Origin of the sequence: Halobacterium sp. CBA1126, assembly GCF_009741975.1 — an archaeon.
Classification (GTDB): domain Archaea; phylum Halobacteriota; class Halobacteria; order Halobacteriales; family Halobacteriaceae; genus Halobacterium.
In genome coordinates this window covers 1-2,852 of the sequence record NZ_WPCF01000172.1, presented here as the reverse complement: position 1 = coordinate 2,852, position 2,852 = coordinate 1, and the positions used below count along the sequence as shown (strand labels likewise).

Annotated in this window: 4 protein-coding genes; 1 reads left to right on the top strand and 3 read right to left on the bottom strand. The window is 70.7% G+C overall.

What is annotated here, in order from left to right; genetic code table 11:
* Window positions 1-409 (bottom strand): pirin family protein (locus GJ634_RS14760; protein WP_197425555.1); only part of this gene is annotated, 409 nt, incomplete at its 3' end.
* 78 nt (window positions 410-487) lie between these two features.
* On the opposite strand from GJ634_RS14760, the gene GJ634_RS14755 reads away from it, so the two are divergent.
* The gene (locus GJ634_RS14755) at window positions 488-907 is read left to right on the top strand and encodes a universal stress protein (RefSeq protein WP_157503600.1); all 420 of its coding nucleotides are present in this window, start codon (window positions 488-490) and stop codon (window positions 905-907) included.
* Window positions 908-921: 14 nt separating this feature from the next.
* Here GJ634_RS14755 and GJ634_RS14750 read toward each other — a convergent pair whose 3' ends face one another.
* Window positions 922-2,289 carry an anaerobic glycerol-3-phosphate dehydrogenase subunit C gene (locus GJ634_RS14750; RefSeq protein WP_157503599.1) on the bottom strand — a complete coding sequence of 456 codons (1,368 nt, stop codon included), beginning with the start codon at window positions 2,287-2,289 and terminating at the stop codon, window positions 922-924.
* Window positions 2,282-2,852, bottom strand: a 571-nt coding sequence (locus GJ634_RS14745; RefSeq protein WP_157503598.1) for an FAD-binding protein, incomplete at its 5' end; no start/stop codon positions are given. The genes GJ634_RS14745 and GJ634_RS14750, both read right to left, overlap by 8 nt.

Genomic DNA, 2,852 nt, shown 5'->3' with positions numbered 1-2,852 from the left:
CGTCGACGTAGTCGGGGTCGGCGTCCTTCCGCTCGCGCGGGAGGTTCACCCAGAGCTGGAGGCCGTTGCAGCCGCGGCCGCCGGCCGGGAACTCGGAGTGGCGGATGCCGCTCCCGGTCGTGATTCGCATCGCGTCGCCCTCCTCGGCGACGTTGCTGACGCCCAGCGAGTCCTCGTGTTCCATCCCGCCGTCTATCATGTAGGAGACGATTTCGAACCCGCGGTGGGGGTGCATCGGGAACCCCTGGTCGGGGTCGATGTAGAACCGCTCGAAGAGCACGAACGGGTCGAGGTTCGCGGGGTGGTTGTTCGTCGGGAACGCGCGGTTCGAGTTCACGCCCGTACCGTGCCGGACGCGCTCGCCCGGAACGGGGCCGTCGGGGCGCTGCTGGCTGCCGTCGGCGTTCATGGTCTCCCTTGTTTACCAAGCAGTAAAACCCGTTCGGTGGCGGCGAGCACCTATCCCCGCGGCCGGCGTAGGAAGCACATGGCTTCCCAAATCCTCGTTCCGATGGACGACTCCGAGCTGGCCGCGCTGGCGCTCGAGCACGCACTCGACGAACACCCGGACGCCGAAATCACCGTCCTCCACGTCGTCGGCGGCGGATCGCCGATGATGGGCGAGGCCGCGTCGGTCGCGCTCGCCGACGAGGTCGAGGGCGCCGCGCGCGAGCAGGCCGACGAAGTGTTCGAGAGCGCGCGCGGAATCGCCGCCGAGCGCGGCCGCGAACTCGACACCGAACTCGCGTTCGGGAGTCCCGCGAAAGTCATCGTCGAGCGGGCCGCCGAGTTCGACGCCGTCGTGATGGGGACCCACGGCGGGACGCTCTCCGAGCGGCTGTTCTCGGGGAACGTCGCCGAGCGCGTGTTCCGCCGGTCGCCCGTCCCCGTGACGACGGTCCGCTGAGAGTCGCCCGGCCGTCACTCGACGACGGCGGCTTCCAGCAGCTCCAGCGGGTGCCGGACGTCGTAGCCGGTGCCGTGCTCCATCTGCATCGCGCAGGTCGGGCACTCGGTCATCCCGGTCTCGCCGTCGGCGGCCTCCATGTGGTCGAACATCTCGTCGCCGATCTCCATGGAGGTCTCGTACTTCTCGGTCTTCCAGCCGTACGTCCCGGAGATGCCCGAACACGAGTCGCCGACGTCCTCGACGCCGACGCCCTCGAGGTCGCCGAACAGTTCGACGGCCTGCCGGTCGAGGCCCTGGTTCCGGGCGTGGCAGGGCGCGTGGTACGCGAACTCCGCGGCGAGGTCGTCGCCGACGTCCGCCTCGGCGAGTTCGCCCTCGAGGTCCTCGTGGATGCGGAGGTACTCCACGGACTCGAACGTGTTCGCGGCGACGTCCTCGATACCGTCGATGTCGAACAGCTCGGGGTACTCCTGTCGAATCGCCATCGAGCACGACGTACACGACGCGATAGCGTCGTACCCCTCCTCGACGAGGTCGGCGAACGACGAGACGTTCACCTCGGCGTCGCGGCGGGCGTCGTCGAGCATGCCGTTCGCGAACATCGGCGTCCCGGAGCAGCCCTGCTCGGGGACGACGAGTTCGTAGCCGAAGTGCTCGTAGACGCGCACGAGCGCCTTCGCCACCTCCGGCGTGTTGTACTCGGCGTAGCAGCCGTGGAAGTACGCGACGCGCTTGTCCGCGTCCCGGGGCTCGCCGCGGCGCTCGCGGGCCTCGCGGGCGCGCTCCTTCGAGCCGGCGGCGCCGCCCCGCGCGGCCCACCACTCCGTGAACGTCTCCGTCGCGAAGTCGGGGAACTCGCGCTCGTCGGTGACGCCCAGTAGCTTCTCACCGAGCCAGCGCGCCGGCCCGAAGTTCGCGGCGGCGTTCGCCAGCCGCGGCACCTTGCTCGCCAGCCACGCCGACTTCCGGTAGTTCGCGAGCAACCGGTTCCGCACGTACTCCACGGAGAGCGTGCTCATCTCCTCGCTGACGTACTCGCCGCGGGCGGTGTTGTGCATCTGGGAGAGCGGCACGCCCGACGGGCAGGCGTCGTCGCAGCGCATGCAGTTCGAGCAGTCCATCACAGAGTCGTCCACCGAGTGGTCGTCGTCGCGGCGCTTCAGCCGCCACTGCTCGGGGCCCTGGAACTTCGGCCCGGGGAAGTCGTCGTCGACCTCCGCGACGGGACAGCTGGTGTCGCAGGCCGAGCACTTGTAACAGGAGTCCGCGCCCGGCCGGAGGTCGAAGTCGTCGCCGTCCTCGAAGACGTCGACGGGCTCGAAGTCCTCGCCGGTGTTCGGTGCCGCTGGGTCGAACTGGGGGGTCTGGCTGTCACTCATGGGTGTCCTCCGCCGCGCGCCGGCCCGCGGCGTAGCCGGTCGCGAGCGAGACGCCCGCGCCGGACTTCTCGGCCGCGAAGTCGTAGCCGCCGAGCACGCTCCCGGCGGCTCGCAGGTTCTCGAACTCGGGGCTGTCGGCCGCGTCCTCGGGCCGCAGGCCGTCGTCGGTGGCGACGCCGAAGCGCGCGAACGCGTGGTCGCCGAACGCGTCGTCGTCGAACCACTCGTAGCGGTCGTCGGCGTGCGCGACGTGGCAGTCGAAGACGGGTTCCGTGACGCGCTCGCGGTCGGACTCGACGCCCTTCCCGACGAGGCCGCCGGTCGCGAGCACGTACTGGTCGGCGGCGTACGGAATCCGCGCGCCGTTCTTCTCGACGTACACGCGCTCGACGCGGTCGCCGCCGTCGTAGTCGACGACGGGGTTCCCGGTCTCGATGCTCGCGCCCGCGTCGTCCAGCGCGTCGAACAGCGCGTCCTCGAGGCGGAGGCCGGGCAGCGACGGCGGCCCCATCGGCACCTCGAAGACGGCCGCGCCGAGGTGGTCGGCGAGCGCGTCGCGGACG